Raw genomic sequence first — 14545 nt, 5'->3', positions numbered from 1 at the left:
AAAGAAAAGGAAACAAGAGGGAAAAAATCTTTAACGACCATTTAACAAAAATTCCATCAAACATTAATGATGAATCAATATAATCTCTTGTGTTGTGAAAGAAATAAGGGAAAAAGAGAATAAAACTTCAGAAAGGGAGGAAAAAGCCGTGTCAGAAATTACATTGAGAAATGTATGCAAATCCTATGACAAAGAGCATTACGCGGTAAAGGATTTTAATCTGGAAATCCATGATAACGAATTTGTCATCTTTGTCGGACCGTCCGGCTGCGGGAAATCGACTACACTTCGTATGATTGCGGGACTGGAGGAAATTACGAGCGGAGAACTTTGGATTGACAAGCAGCTCTGTAATTATGTGGAACCGAAGGACAGAGACCTGTCCATGGTTTTCCAGAACTATGCGTTATATCCACAGATGACAGTCTATGATAATATGGCCTTTGCGCTGCAGATCCGGAAGGTTCCGAAAAATGAAATTGATCAGAAAGTGCATGAGGCTGCGGCCATTCTTGGCATTGAATCTCTTTTAAAAAGAAGACCGGGACAGCTTTCGGGAGGACAGAAACAGCGGGTTGCCATTGGAAGCGCGATTATGAGAAAACCAAAGGCATTTCTGATGGATGAACCATTGTCCAACCTGGATGCAAAGCTGAGAGCCCAGATGAGAGTAGAGCTTGCGGATTTACATAAACGGCTTGGGACAACGATCATTTATGTTACGCATGACCAGACCGAGGCCATGACACTTGGAACAAGAATTGTTGTCATGAAAGACGGATTTATTCGTCAGGCGGATGCGCCGAGAACAATTTATGAAGATCCGGCGGATCTGTTTGTTGCCGGATTTATCGGATCCCCGTCCATGAACTTCATGGAGGGTACAATCCGGAAAAACGGAAGCGGTGTAGATTTTGTGCTGGCATCCGGACAGAAACTGGAGGTTCCGCAGACGAAGGCGGCTCTGCTGGCAGGACAGTATGCAGACAAGAAGGTAATTCTTGGAATCCGTCCGGAGCATTTTTCAGAAGAAGTCAAGAAGGAACACGCAAACCTGAATCCTTCCAGATGCAGGCTGACCGGAAAAGTCGTAGTAAAAGAAATGCTCGGATCAGAGTCCATCTTCTACCTGAAAGAACAAAGGGCGGGCGAATATGCGGCACGGCTTACGGTAGATACAAAGGGAGCTCCGGGAGATGAAATGACCTTATATGTGGACATGAACCGGGTGCATTTCTTTGATGCAGATACAGAGAAAAATATTTTTTATCATGGAGGTCAGCAATGAAACAGTTGATGGAGAAAACGAAGGGCAGAAATGCTTATTTCTATTTGATTCCCTGCTTTCTGGTGTTTGCGGTTTTCCTGTTTTATCCTTTTGTGAAAACGATCTACCTGAGTCTGTTTTTGACAGACAAGCTGGGACAGGCAAAGGTGTTTGTGGGACTGGACAATTACGTGGATCTGCTCACGTCAGAATCATTTTATAACAGTCTTTTAGTAACCGTGATTTTTGTTGTAATCGTTGTAATCGGCAGCATGCTGATCGGTCTGATCGGGGCGGTGCTCTGCAGCAAGGCCTTTCCGGGAATCAGGGTGTTCAGCACATCCTATGCACTCCCGATGGCGATTGCGTCCAGTGGAGCCGCAATGATTTTCAAGATTATTCTGAACCCGACAATCGGTATTCTGAACAAACTGACCGGACTGGGTATCAACTGGATCGCAGATCCGAAATATGCGCTGATCTGTGTGGCGGTTCTTACAGCATGGCTGAACAGCGGGATCAATTTCCTGTATTTTTCGGCAGGACTTGGAAACATTGACGAGTCCATTTATGAGCGTGCTTCTGTAGACGGGGCGAACGGAATTCAAAAATTCTTCCGTCTGACGCTTCCGGGATTAAGCCCGATTATGTTCTATACACTTGTAGTCAATATCATCCAGGCATTCCAGTCCTTCGGACAGATCAAGATCCTGACGGCCGGAGGACCGGGAGAGTCCACGAATGTAATTGTATATTCAATTTACAGGGACGCGTTTTTTAACTACAAATTTGGAAGTGCGGCGGCACAGTCCGTTGTACTGTTCCTGATCATCATGGTACTGACACTTGTGATGTTCAAGATTGAAAAGAAAGGAGTCAAATATTAAGATGGCTGGAATGAATAGTACGATTTCAATAGAGCTTGATTCTTATAATGCAGAGGAAGTGGAGAAACTTCACAGACTGATGAACGCCCGCGCCTTGAGGAAAAAGAGAATCCGTAAAACGGTGCTGGTTGCTGTAAATATCATTTTTGCCCTGTTTATGCTGTTCCCGCTTTTATACTCTGTCAGCGTATCTATTATGCCGGGAGATGAGCTTTTTACGATGGATCTGAACATTATTCCATCACATCCGACATTTGAAAATTATATCAGGGCATTCACACAGGTGCCGCTTGTACGGTTTATCCTGAATTCTTTCCTTGTAGCAGGATGCATTACAATCGGACAGATTATTACCTGTTCTCTTGCGGCGTTTGCGTTCTCCTTTTTGGAGTTCAAAGGGAAAAACTTTCTGTTCATGCTTGTCATGGCTACCATGATGGTTCCGGGAGAGGCGGTTATCATCTCCAACTATCTGACGGTCAGCAGCATGGGAATTCTGGATACTTATCTGGTTCTGATTCTTCCATCGCTGACATCCGCAATGGGAATCTTCCTCTTCCGCCAGTTCTATATGACATTCCCGATCTCTCTTTATGAGTCGGCGAAACTGGACGGATGCGGAAACCTGAGATTTATTGTAAAGATCCTGATTCCGCTTACAAAATCCGCAATCGGGGCAATGGCAGTGTATACATTCATCAATGCATGGAATATGTATATGTGGCCGCTTCTTGTAACGGGATCTGAAGAAATGCGGACCGTACAGATCGGTATCAGTATGCTGAACAGTGTAGATGCCCAGTCTATTACGCTGATGATGGCGGGCGTTGTGGCAATTATCATTCCGTCCATGGTGATTTTCATCGTAGGACAGAAACAGCTGATCAGCGGAATGTTTTCAGGTGCAGTCAAAGGTTAGACTGGTCTGTTTACATATATCAACATGAAGGCAGACGCCGGATGAACCCGGAAAGGGCGCCGGCGGAAAAAGAAAAGGAGAAAATATCTATGAAAAAACGAGTAATCGCAGCGATGCTCGCTGCTCTGATGGTTGTTTCTACCCTTGCTGGCTGTGGAAACGGGAAAAGCGCTTCCGAGATGAACGGGCAGACTTCAGAAGGGGAAGAAAGCACCGGGTCCGGAGTGATCACTGACAATTTTAAAAATGTTGACACAAATGGAACAACGATTACATTCTGGCATTCCATGGGCGGTGTTAACGGAGAAGCCATGGATTACCTGGTAAACAAATTTAATGAAGAAAATGAAGATGGTATCACGGTAGAAGCTGTATACCAGGGCGAATATGATGATACGATCAACAAGCTGAAAAGTGCTCAGATCGGAAACATGGGAGCGGATCTTGTACAGATCTACGATCTGGGAACCCGTTTCATGATCGATTCAGGATGGATCATTCCGATGCAGGAAATGATCGATGCGGACGGATATGATATGTCGGAGCTCGAACCGAATGTAGCCGCATATTATACAACAGAGGACGGAACGATGTACTCCATGCCGTTCAATTCTTCCACACCGCTTCTGTACTACAACAAAGATATGTTTGATGCTGCGGGTATCACAGATATTCCGACCAGCCTTCCGGAGATCGCAGAAGTAGGTGACGCATTGAAAGAGAAGGGTGGAGCTCAGGAAGTATTTGCAATCAGCATTTACGGCTGGTATTTCGAACAGTTCCTCTGCAAACAGGCTCTGAATATGGTAAATAACGGAAACGGACGTGAAAAAGCAGCTACCAAAGTGGAGTTTGATGAAAACGGCGGCGGTCTGAACATCTTAAATGCATGGTATGATCTTTTTGAAAAAGGTTATGCTCCGAACGTCGGACGTTCCGGAAGTGATACTGCGACAACAGACTTTACATCCGGAAAAGCAGCTATGATGGTTGGATCAAGTGCTTCCCTGAAACAGGTTCTGGAAGACAGCGGCGGAAAATTTGAAGTAGGAACCGCATACTATCCGGCAGTCAGCTCAGATGACAAAGGCGGAGTTTCTATCGGAGGCGCATCTCTGTGGGCACTGAACAATGAAGACGAGACAAAGGCGGCAGCAACATGGAAATTTGTTAAATTCCTGATTTCTCCGGAATCCCAGGCATACTGGAACGCACAGACAGGATACTTCCCGATTGTTACAGGAGCACAGGAAGAGCAGACGTTCAAGGATAACATTGCCAAATATCCGCAGTTCCAGACAGCTCTCGATCAGCTGCATGATTCCACACCGGAATCCGCAGGAGCACTCCTCAGTGTATTCCCGGAATCCCGCCAGATTGTTGAGACTCAGATCGAAAATATGCTGAACGGAGATGTAACGCCGGAAGAGGCAGTGGATAACATGGCAAAGGAGATCAATGATACGATTGAAGAATACAATCTTGTCAACGGCTAAAAAGTAAAAACGGATCAATTCTGTCCACAGTAATTGGAAAAGCGTGTCTGAAAGAGAATGAAATGATTTCCGGCACGCTTTTCTTTATCGCGAAAAATGTTATGATGATACAGGAGGTATAAGATCATGAAAGAAGTAAAGATTTTTGCGCACAGAGGGGCAAGCGGATATGCACCGGAAAATACACTTGCAGCATTTCGGCTCGCAGAGGAACAGGGTTCCGATGGGGTAGAACTGGATGTACAGCTTACAAAAGACGGGGAAGTGGTTGTCATCCACGATGAGAAAATTGACCGGACCAGCACCGGAACCGGATTTGTCAGAGACTATACATTGGAAGAGCTGAAAAAGTTCTCTTTCCACAATCATATGGAAGCGTATGAAGGAGAAACGATACCGACACTGGAGGAAGTGCTGAATCTCCTGAAACCTGGAAAAATGGAAGTGAATATTGAACTGAAAACCGGAATTTTCTGGTATCCGGAAATCGAAGAGAAGACAATGGAAATTGTAAAAAAGACGGGGATGGAGGACCGTGTCATCTATTCATCTTTCAACCACTACAGTATTCAGGAAGTTCGCCGGCTGAATCCGGAGGCTGAGACCGCGTATCTGTACGGGGACGTCATACTGGATGTGGAGAAATATGCAGCGGGAACAGGTGTACAGGGACTGCATCCTGCATTGTACCATCTGTATATGTCTGATTTCCTGAAACGCTGGAAGGAGAGCGGTCTGAAAGTACGTGTCTGGACTGTAAACAGGGAAGAGGATATGAAGCATTTTATCGAGGCAGGGCTGGAAGCCGTGATTACCAACTATCCGGATACAGCAATTGCGGTACGCAGGCAGGTGGAACATGCTGAAAAATAAGAAACTCTTTCTTCTCGATATTGACGGTACGGTCTGTATCGGACAGAGACTGATCAGCGGGACAAAAGAGTTTCTCGAGGATGTCAGGGACAATGGAGGCCAGTTTGTGTTCATCACAAACAATTCTACCAGAAGCATTGAAGATTATATCCATTCTTTTCAGAAGATGGGAATCATGACCGATTATTCCAACTTTATTACTGCGTCTTTTGCCACTGTGCAGTATCTGAAAAAGAATTATGAAGGAAAGCTGATCTATGTGATGGGAACAAAATCCCTGCTCAGAGAACTGAAACGTAACGGGATCAGGGTGACGGTAGACTGTCTGGATCCTGAGATTGCCTGTGTTCTGGTGTCTTATGATAATCAGCTGACTTACGAAAAGATTCAGGACACCTGCCAGATCCTGAGCACACGGCCGGAAGTGGGCTATATAGCCACAAATCTGGATTATGTCTGCCCGATCGAATTCGGCTATGTACCGGACTGCGGCGCCATCTGTCAGATGATAGAGCATGCGGTGAAAAGGCAGCCGGAATATATGGGGAAACCCGGGACGGCTATGGTCGAGTACTCTCTGAAACTGAATCATTTTTCAAAAGAACAGGCTTTGATTGTGGGCGACAGGCTTTATACGGACATTCTCTGCGGACACAAAACCGGAGTGGAGACTGCTCTCGTACTGACCGGAGAGACCACGCGTCAGGAAGCAGAAGCATGCGGATATGGGCCGGACTACATTTTTTCCTCAATCGACGAACTGGCAGAGGCATGGCGGGAATCATGACCTCTGCCCTTTTGTACAATTTTAATAAAAAAAAGAAATCAGTTGACGTGGAATTGGAAGAAGTATATAATGATCCCAAGGAACATGATAGGGAGAACAGTGATGGCAAAACCGATCAAAAGAGTTTCTTTACAATCAGAAATTATTAAGTACATTCAAAGCTACATAGAGGAACATGATCTGAAAGAAGGTGACAGACTTCCTTCTCAGGGACAGTTCATTGAAATGATGCAGGTCAGCAGGACAGCGCTTAGAGAGGCAGTGAAGACTCTGGAGGCGGAAGGCATTGTGGAAGTGAAGAACGGCAAAGGCATATTTGTAGGATGCCGCGGAAGGAAAGCAACGGCACTGGAGTCTTTGATCGGTTTTACAATGGAGAGAGAGTCTCTGATCGAAGCACTGGAGGCCAGAAGAGCGATGGAGACAGAACTGATGGCCATGGTAGTGCGGAATGCCACTGATCAGGAGATGGACGAACTGGGGGAGATCACGGAGGTCCTTATGAAGAAGGTACGGGCGGATGAGCGGGATACCGAAGAGGACAAGGCATTTCATGAGAAGATCTACCTGATGTGCCACAACAAAGTGTTTTATGCAGTACTGAAAGTACTGGATGAATATACGGATAAGCTCTGGCAGTTTCCGCTGGATATTGAAGACCCGTTCAAGGCAAGCATGCCGTATCATGAAATGCTCTATCAGGCGTTGAGAGAGCGTGATATCAAGAAGGCACAGAAGATTAACAACAAGCTTTTGGACTGCGTATATGATGATATTGCAATAGCACATCAGTGAATCCGCAGAACTGATGTGCATTTATTTTAAACAATCAAGCTATATTATAGCATATAGATGATACCTGACAGAATATAGTCTACAAATAACAAAAGGAAAGAGGAAGGAAAGCGATGAAAGAGAAAACAGGTATGATACTCGCACATGCCGGGGAGGAATACGATCAGTATTTTAATGCGATCGTTCCGCCGGTTTTTATGAATTCATTAAATATTTTTCCCACAGTGGACGAGTACTATGATTCGGATAAGCGGGATAAACACACGTACTGTTATGGACGTGTCCAGAACCCGACTGTAAGAATTCTCGAAGAAAAGATTACCGAACTTGAAAAAGGAGTAGAAAGCTACGTGTTTTCATCCGGAATGGCGGCAGCGACAGCGGCGGTTCTTACTGCATGTTCCTGCGGCGGACATGTAGTCTGCATCCGCACTGCCTATGGCCCACTGAAAGATTTTCTTCAGAATTACTGCAGAGAGCATATGAATGTCCGGACGACTTTTATTGACGGGGATGATCCGAAAGAGATTGAAGAGGTTCTGGAGGATGATACACAGCTGCTGGTGCTGGAGAGTCCCTCCTCTGTTGTATTTCGCGTTCAGGATATAAAAAAGGCGGCTGAAGCGGCACATGCAAAAGGAGCCCTTGTATATATCGATAATACATTCTGTACACCGATTTACCAGAATCCGCTGGAACTGGGAGCTGACTTTGTAATGCATACCGCATCCAAGTATCTGGGAGGACACAGTGATATTATCGGAGGATCCCTGACGGTAAAAGATCCGGAACTGGGGAAACGGGTAAGGACAATCCGGGAACAGATCGGAAGTATTATAGGACCGATGGAAGGCTGGCTGATGATGAGGGGGCTGCGTACTCTGGAAGTGAGGGTAAAGGAACACGGGAAGACAGCACTTGCTGTAGCACAGTATCTGGAACAGCATCCCAAAGTAAAGAAGGTACACTATACCGGACTTGCATCCCATCCACAGCACGAACTGATCGAAAGACAGCAGTCAGGACATACCGGACTATTGAGCTTTGAACTGGACAGTACAACGCAGGAGGCAAAAGAATTCTGTCAGGCGCTTCGGATCTTTAAAATCGGAGTATCCTGGGGAGGATTCGAAAGTCTGGTGATGATGCCTTACGCGAGGGAAAGTGAAGAAACCTGTAAGAAGATGGGAGCCGGACAAAACGTAATCCGTATCCACTGCGGATTGGAAGGGACAGAAAATCTGATTGAAGATCTGGAACAGGCTTTCCAGCAGGTTTTCTGATAGAGAGGAGAAGACATGCCGATCATATTTCATAAAAACACAAAAGAGTTTCATCTTTATAATGATGAGATCAGTTATATTTTCTGCATCTTAAGAAACGGACAGCCGGGACAGATTTATTATGGCAGAAAAATCAAAGACCGGGAGAGTTTTCAGCATCTGATCGAATATTCCATGCGGGATATGGCGCCTTGTACTTATGAGGGAGACCGGACATTCTCCATGGAATATCTGAAACAGGAATATCCTTCCTACGGCCACGGGGATATGAGAGAACCTGCCTATGAGATTCTGCAGGAAGACGGAAGCCGTATTACAGAATTTACGTTTGAAGACTATGTGATTCTGAAAGGGAAGAGGAAACTCGAAGGGCTGCCGGCTGTTTATACAGAATCCGATGAGGAGGCAGAAACACTGGAGATCTACCTGAGAGACCGGGTGATGAATACAAAGATAATTCTCTCCTACACGATTTTTGAGAATCTGCCGGTAATTATCAGAAATACAAGATTTGTCCATGAGGGAGAGAGCAGCATTGTTCTGGAGCGTGCCATGAGCCTGAATCTGGATCTGCCGGACGACAGATATGAGATGGTCGAGCTGACCGGGGCATGGGCAAGAGAACGTTATGTGAAAACAGCACCTCTCCACGAGGGAATTCAGGCTATTTACAGTATGCGCGGGCACAGCAGCCACCAGTTCAATCCATTTTTTGCACTGAAGCGGCCGGAGACGACAGAGGATGCCGGAGAAGCAATCGGGATCAGCCTGGTTTACAGCGGAAATTTCCTGGGACAGACAGCAGTGGATACATTTGGAGTGGCAAGAGCCATGATCGGAATTCATCCGGAAGGCTTTTCATGGACACTGAAAAAGGGAGAAACTTTCCAGACTCCGGAGGCGGTACTCGTTTATTCCGGAGAGGGACTCGGAAAGATGAGCAGGACATTTCACCGGCTTTATCGCAAACGTCTTGCAAGAGGATACTGGAGAGATCGTGTCCGACCGGTGGTAATCAATAACTGGGAAGCCACCTTTATGGATTTTACAGAAGATAAAATTCTGAAATTCGCGGAAACAGCCCGGAAACTCGGGGTTGAGATGATGGTGCTTGATGACGGCTGGTTTGGACATAGAGATGACGATACTTCGTCTCTCGGGGACTGGTATCCTGATCCGAAGAAACTGCCGCAGGGAATCCGCGGACTGGCAGAAAAGATTGAAAACATGGGAATGAAATTCGGGCTTTGGATTGAGCCTGAAATGGTAAATAAAGACAGCAGACTTTATGAGGAACATCCGGACTGGGTGATCAACGTACCGTATCGGGATGCATGCCACGGGAGAAACCAGTTTGTGCTGGACTTTTCGAAAGAGGAAGTGGTGGATTATATCGGTGACCAGATTTCCGGAATTTTGCGGGATGCGCCTGTATCGTATATCAAATGGGACATGAACCGAAGTATCTCGGAGGCATTCTCGCAGGGAAGAAAAGCAGAGGAGCAGGGAAAACTGTTCCACCGGCATATTCTTGGCGTCTACCGCCTGTATGAACGTCTTACATCTGAATTCCCGGAGGTGTTGTTTGAATCCTGCGCGAGCGGCGGGGCCAGATTTGATCCTGGAATGCTTTACTATGCACCGCAGTGCTGGACGTCGGATAATACGGATGCGGTAGAACGGCTTCGGATTCAGTACGGAACTTCTTTTGTATACCCGCTGAGTTCCATGGGATGCCATGTATCGGAGGCCCCGAATCAGCAGACATTTCGAAACACGCCGCTTTCCACAAGAGCGGAGACGGCATACTTCGGATGCTTTGGTTATGAAATGGATCTGGATACTCTGACAGAAGAGGAGAAAGAAGAAGTCAAAGAGCAGATTCAATATTATAAACGAATCCGGAAACTGATTATGGAGGGAACATTTTACCGGTTAATCAGTCCGTTTGAAGGAGACGAGGCGGCATGGATAGTCGTGTCAGAAGATAAAAGACATGCGCTGGCGGGATATTACCGTATGAGGCAGCCTGCCAATGCACCGTTGAAACGGCTGACTTTGAAAGGTCTGGACGAAAACCTCTGTTACAAGATAAAGGAAACAGGACTGGAAGCATGCGGAGATGAGCTGATGCGGGCAGGAATGGCAGTCTCGGATTATGCAAGCGGTATCCGCGAGAAAAAAGAGAGACAGGGAGATTATCAGTCACGGCTTTTTGAACTGACAGCACAGTCATAAGGAAGGGAATATGGGAAGATGAAACAGATCATTACATGTGCAATTGCAGGACTTGGAAACAGGGGAAATGATATCTATGGAAATTACCAGTTTGTAAGCCCGGAAGAAATGAAGGTTACAGCTGTTGCCGAACCACAGGAAGAAAAACGCGAAGCAGCCAGAATGCGATACGGTCTGCCGGAGAACAGATGCTTTTCGTCCGCGGAGGAAATGCTGGCGCAGCCAAAACTTGCCGATGTGATGGTGATTGCGACACAGGACCGGCAGCATGTAGAGCAGGCGGTAAATGCGATTAAAAAGGGATATCACGTACTCTGCGAAAAACCAATCTCACCGGATCCGGAGGAATGCAGGCGTCTTCAGAAGGCAGCGCATGAATATCAGAGAATTGTCGCAGTTGGGCATGTACTCCGTTATACGCCATTTTATTCAAAGATTAAGGAACTGATTGCAGGCGGAGCTATTGGGGAAGTTGTTTCCATTCAGGCGATGGAGCAGGTGACATACTGGCATCAGGCTCACAGCTATGTGAGAGGGAACTGGAGAAGAACAGACGAGACCAGCCCGATGATTCTCGCAAAGAGCTGCCATGATCTGGATATTTTTGTCTGGCTCCTTGGGAAACGGTGCAAAAAGGTTTCTTCATATGGAGGACTTTATCTGTTCCGCCCGGAAAAGGCACCGGAAGGGGCTGCAAAACGCTGTCTGGACGGATGCCCGGCGAAAGCTGACTGCCCGTATGATGCAGAGAAGATTTATATTACAAATGAACGCACAGGAATCCGGACTGTAGTCCGGGAAGGAAAGACCGGAGATGCAGCCTGGCCGTGTTGTGTGCTGACACCGAATGACCTTTCAGAGGCGGCAGTACGGAAGGCACTTAAAACCGGACCTTACGGCAGATGCGTTTATGCATGCGATAACGATGTAGTCGATCATCAGGTCGTCAACATGGAATTTGAAGATGGAATTACGGTAGATTTCCAGATGACAGCCTTTACGGGAGAGGGTGGGCGGACCATCCATATCTGCGGAACAAAAGGAGACATCAAAGGAAATCTGGGAAAAAATAAAGTAATACTGACACAATTTGGAAGGACACCGGTAAGCTTTGAGGTCGCATAAGGCGACATGAGCGGACATGCCGGAGGTGATAATCGTCTCAACCTTCTTGTCAAGCTTCAGAGAGAACTTGGCCTGACTTACCTGTTTATTGCACACGATCTGTCTATGGTGAAACATATTTCCGACCGTGTCGGCGTTATGTATATGGGACATATCGTTGAACTTGCGTCAAGTAAAGAGTTGTACGCAAACCCGCAGCACCCATACACAAAAGCACTTCTGAGCGCGATTCCGCTCCCGAATCCGGAGAAGGAGAAAAACAAGGTTGTGCTCCCGCTCGAAGGAGAAGTGGGAAGCCCGATCAACTGCGGTCCGGGATGCCTATTCGCAAGCAGATGCAAATATGCTACAGAAAGGTGCAAAAACAAAACACCGGTATTAAAAGAGATCGAAAAAGAACACTTCGCAGCATGCCATCTGTTCGACTAAGGACGGACAGATGGGGCTGCAAAACCCCGACGGGAGCAGTGAAAGCTGCTCCTTTTTCTATGATAAAAAGACAAGGGATAGATTTTTTCCCGCTGCGGGCTTATAATAAAGGCATAGAATTCCTCTGTATATGGAGGAAGAATATGGCGAAAAAGAAAACATTACAGGAATTGATAATCAAGGACAATTTTCTTTTCGGAGCAGTCATGGTGAATGAAGAGAACTGCAAAGAATTTCTGGAGAATATGCAGAGATTCCTAATACTTATGTGATCTTTGTATGCGATTTTGACCCATTTGGAGAGGCAAAATATCGATACAGTTTCCAGAATATATGTAAAGAAGTGCCAGACATCCAGTTACCGGACGGCAGACAAATCATCTATTTGAGCACCTGCGGAAAGAATCCGGCGGAAGTTCCGGAAAAGCTGGTGAAATTTCTTGCGTTTGTAAAAGCAGATTTAAAAGAAAGCCAGAATAACTTTGCAGATTCATATGTACAGAAGCTACAGGAATTTATCGTGGATGTGAAGAAAAGCCGGGAAATGGAGGCGAGGTTTATGATTCTGGAAGAGATGCTGAGAGACGAAAGGAACGCCGGAAAAACAGAAGGAGTAAAGTACACTTTACTGGAAACTATAAATGCCTATGGAGAAATTCCTTCCGAACTTCAGGAAAAAATTGAAAAAGAAACAGATCTGGAAGTTTTGAAAAGCTGGTTTCAGACAGCGCTTCGAGCGGGATCTGTTGAGGCATTTGAAGAGGCAATTCAGAGCAGATAATCAGCGGTCATTCTGAGCCGCAAAAGAGATTCATTTTTGACTGTCGGTATCACAGTGAATTCATAGCTGCATATCGACAGTCTCAGATCTATGTTACATATCAAAACTGTCGATTCGGCAGAGATTCAATTAATGATACAGAGGAATTCTATTTCAATTTAAAAGCGAATTGAGTTTTCCGAAAAAGGGTATTATGATAAAAGAGGAGGAAAACTGCAAAAGAATCGGAGGTACTTGAATATGGCGAAGACAAGAAATATGTATGACGTGATTATTATCGGGGCAGGACCGTCAGGTATTTTCTGCGCGTACGAGCTGATGCAGAAAAGGCCGGATTTGAAGGTTCTGATGCTGGAAAAAGGACGTTCGATTGAAAAACGGACATGCCCAAAGAGAAAGACGAAAGTCTGCATGGGGTGTAAGCCTTGTTCCATCACGACAGGATTTGCAGGAGCAGGAGCATTTTCCGACGGGAAACTCTCTCTCTCTCCGGAAGTCGGAGGGACTCTTCCGGACATTTTAGGTTATGAAAAAGCGGAAGAGCTGATCCGGGAGGCGGACAGCATTTATCTGAAATTCGGAGCAGATGAAAAGGTTTACGGTCTGGATGATATGCAGGCGATCGAGGACATCCGTGCAAAATCCATCCGTGCAAATCTGAAATTGATTGAGTGCCCGATCCGGCATCTTGGTACAGAAGAAGGATACAAGATTTATACAAGACTTCAGAAGCATCTGGAGGAAACTAATGTAGAAATCCGGTTTATGACGATGGTTCAGGATATTCTTATAGAGGATGGAAAAGCAGTCGGAGTGGTCACAGAGAAAGGAGAAACCTTCTATGCGCCGGAGATCGTTGCAGGCGTCGGCAGGGAAGGCTCTGAATGGTTTTCGCATATCTGTCAGGAACATGGGATTGAAACGCAGAATGGAACGGTTGATGTGGGAGTCCGTGTAGAGGTCCGGGATGAGATTATGAAAGAGCTAAATGAAAAGCTCTATGAAGCGAAGCTTGTCTACTATACACCGACATTTGACGATAAAGTGCGTGTATTCTGTACAAATCCATCCGGAGAAGTAGCGACAGAATACTATGAAGGCGGACTTGCGGTTGTGAACGGGCACGCCTATAAATCAAAAGATATGAAGACAAAGAATACCAATTTCGCTCTTCTGGTGTCAAAGAACTTTACCGAACCGTTTAAAACTCCGATTGAGTACGGAAAACACATTGCGCAGCTTGGGAATATGCTCTGTGATGGAAAAATTCTTGTTCAGAGATACGGGGATTTCCGGCGCGGCAGAAGAACAACATCAGAGCGTCTCGTAAGAAACAACCTGATTCCGACTTTGAAAGATGCAGTGCCGGGAGACCTTTCACTGGTATTCCCACACAGAATCATGGTTGATATTGATGAAATGATCAAAGCCCTTGATAAGGTGACTCCGGGAATTGCAAGTGATGAGACACTGCTCTATGGAGTGGAAGTCAAATTTTACTCCAATAAGGTTGTAACGGACAAAGAATTTGAGACAAATATAAAAGGCCTCCGTGCAATGGGAGACGGAGCAGCCATTACAAGAGGCCTTCAGCAGGCATCGGCTAACGGCCTTTATACAGCAAGGTGTATTCTGAACAAGATGGAACAGGCGGAGGAGTGATCG

At 45.9% G+C, this 14545-nt stretch carries 13 protein-coding genes and 1 pseudogene; all 14 read left to right on the top strand.

Annotated features, from left to right (window positions below; translation table 11 throughout):
• The first annotated feature begins 148 nt into the window (after nucleotides 1-148).
• The 14 genes and pseudogenes from ugpC to B5G11_RS00575 all read left to right on the top strand — a co-directional run bounded on the left by ugpC (nucleotide 149) and on the right by B5G11_RS00575 (nucleotide 14542).
• Nucleotides 149-1288, top strand: a complete 1140-nt coding sequence (gene ugpC, locus B5G11_RS00635) for a sn-glycerol-3-phosphate ABC transporter ATP-binding protein UgpC (RefSeq protein ID WP_087166658.1) — start codon at nucleotides 149-151, stop codon at nucleotides 1286-1288.
• The gene (locus tag B5G11_RS00630; RefSeq protein ID WP_087251815.1) at nucleotides 1285-2154 is read left to right on the top strand and encodes a sugar ABC transporter permease; all 870 of its coding nucleotides are present in this window, start codon (nucleotides 1285-1287) and stop codon (nucleotides 2152-2154) included. The genes ugpC and B5G11_RS00630 overlap by 4 nt, the downstream gene beginning before the upstream one ends.
• 10 nt (nucleotides 2155-2164) lie before the next feature.
• Nucleotides 2165-3073 carry a carbohydrate ABC transporter permease gene (locus B5G11_RS00625; protein WP_087166920.1) on the top strand — a complete coding sequence of 303 codons (909 nt, stop codon included), beginning with the start codon at nucleotides 2165-2167 and terminating at the stop codon, nucleotides 3071-3073.
• Between the two features lie 89 nt (nucleotides 3074-3162).
• Nucleotides 3163-4569, top strand: a complete 1407-nt coding sequence (locus tag B5G11_RS00620) for an ABC transporter substrate-binding protein (protein ID WP_087166921.1) — start codon at nucleotides 3163-3165, stop codon at nucleotides 4567-4569.
• 126 nt (nucleotides 4570-4695) lie between these two features.
• Nucleotides 4696-5442, top strand: coding sequence for a glycerophosphodiester phosphodiesterase (locus B5G11_RS00615; protein ID WP_087166660.1), 747 nt, complete (start codon nucleotides 4696-4698; stop codon nucleotides 5440-5442).
• On the top strand, nucleotides 5429-6229 hold the full coding sequence (locus B5G11_RS00610; protein ID WP_087166661.1) for an HAD-IIA family hydrolase: 801 nt from the start codon (nucleotides 5429-5431) through the stop codon (nucleotides 6227-6229). Before B5G11_RS00615 ends, B5G11_RS00610 begins: the two co-directional genes overlap by 14 nt.
• Nucleotides 6230-6313: 84 nt before the next feature.
• The gene (locus B5G11_RS00605; protein ID WP_343215452.1) at nucleotides 6314-7024 is read left to right on the top strand and encodes an FCD domain-containing protein; all 711 of its coding nucleotides are present in this window, start codon (nucleotides 6314-6316) and stop codon (nucleotides 7022-7024) included.
• Nucleotides 7025-7137: 113 nt separating this feature from the next.
• The gene (locus tag B5G11_RS00600) at nucleotides 7138-8307 is read left to right on the top strand and encodes a PLP-dependent aspartate aminotransferase family protein (protein WP_087251814.1); all 1170 of its coding nucleotides are present in this window, start codon (nucleotides 7138-7140) and stop codon (nucleotides 8305-8307) included.
• Between the two features lie 15 nt (nucleotides 8308-8322).
• Nucleotides 8323-10545, top strand: a complete 2223-nt coding sequence (locus tag B5G11_RS00595) for an alpha-galactosidase (protein ID WP_087251813.1) — start codon at nucleotides 8323-8325, stop codon at nucleotides 10543-10545.
• 18 nt (nucleotides 10546-10563) lie between these two features.
• Nucleotides 10564-11670: a Gfo/Idh/MocA family oxidoreductase gene (locus B5G11_RS00590; RefSeq protein ID WP_087251812.1), complete on the top strand. Its 1107-nt coding sequence runs from the start codon at nucleotides 10564-10566 to the stop codon at nucleotides 11668-11670.
• 36 nt (nucleotides 11671-11706) lie between these two features.
• Nucleotides 11707-12099 (top strand): annotated as a pseudogene (locus tag B5G11_RS00585) (oligopeptide/dipeptide ABC transporter ATP-binding protein); the annotation flags it as partial.
• A 143-nt stretch (nucleotides 12100-12242) separates the two neighbouring features.
• Nucleotides 12243-12371: a hypothetical protein gene (locus tag B5G11_RS16935; RefSeq protein WP_343215451.1), complete on the top strand. Its 129-nt coding sequence runs from the start codon at nucleotides 12243-12245 to the stop codon at nucleotides 12369-12371.
• Nucleotides 12368-12880 (top strand): hypothetical protein, encoded by a 513-nt coding sequence (locus B5G11_RS00580; RefSeq protein ID WP_343215450.1) that lies wholly within the window; start codon nucleotides 12368-12370, stop codon nucleotides 12878-12880. Before B5G11_RS16935 ends, B5G11_RS00580 begins: the two co-directional genes overlap by 4 nt.
• Before the next feature lie 234 nt (nucleotides 12881-13114).
• On the top strand, nucleotides 13115-14542 hold the full coding sequence (locus tag B5G11_RS00575) for an NAD(P)/FAD-dependent oxidoreductase (protein ID WP_255396370.1): 1428 nt from the start codon (nucleotides 13115-13117) through the stop codon (nucleotides 14540-14542).
• The last annotated feature ends 3 nt before the right edge of the window (nucleotides 14543-14545 follow it).

The sequence above is a fragment of the Drancourtella sp. An57 genome, assembly GCF_002161525.1.
Taxonomy (GTDB): Bacteria; Bacillota; Clostridia; order Lachnospirales; family Lachnospiraceae; genus Sellimonas; species Sellimonas catena.
The sequence above is the reverse complement of the archived record's forward strand: the minus strand, read 5'-3'. Positions and strand labels throughout refer to the sequence as shown.